Origin of the sequence: Arcanobacterium bovis (genome assembly GCF_004331995.1) — a bacterium.
In the GTDB taxonomy this organism is placed as follows: domain Bacteria; phylum Actinomycetota; class Actinomycetes; order Actinomycetales; family Actinomycetaceae; genus Arcanobacterium_A; species Arcanobacterium_A bovis.
In genome coordinates this window covers 1-454 of the sequence record NZ_SJDT01000022.1, presented here as the reverse complement: position 1 = coordinate 454, position 454 = coordinate 1, and the positions used below count along the sequence as shown (strand labels likewise).

Genomic DNA, 454 nt, shown 5'->3' with positions numbered 1-454 from the left:
AATGTACTTGACCTATCTTCACACCCCTGAACTAGCATCACCGACACTGGACACACTCTATGAGATGTTACGGGCTCAGCCCGAACCACAGGCGCATGAGCTGGCGACAGCGCTTGAGCTGTATGCGCGTGGATCGGCTTCAGGGTTTGCGCAGCAAACCAACGTCGATACAACAAACCGTGTGATGGTGTTTGATCTTGCCGCTCTAGGTGCCGACCTGCAGACGTTTGGAATGATGGTTGTTCTTGAAGAAGTCTGGCGCAGAATTGTGGCCAATAAACGCCGTGGTGTGCGCACATGGCTGTACGTTGACGAGTTCCATGTGCTTTTTGCCAATGACTATGCCGGTGCCTACTGCCAATCCTTGTTTAAGCGTGTGCGCAAATATGGTGCTGCAGCTACCGGTATTACGCAAAATATTGAAGAATTGCTCGAATCTGAACGAGCACGTCTG

The 454-nt window shown here is 51.3% G+C and carries 1 protein-coding gene; it reads left to right on the top strand.

The genetic code is table 11. The features are described from left to right. Positions 1 to 64: 64 nt before the first annotated feature. Positions 65 to 454: TraG/VirB4 family ATPase (locus tag EZJ44_RS08605; protein WP_479680222.1), on the top strand; the 390-nt coding region annotated here is incomplete at its 3' end.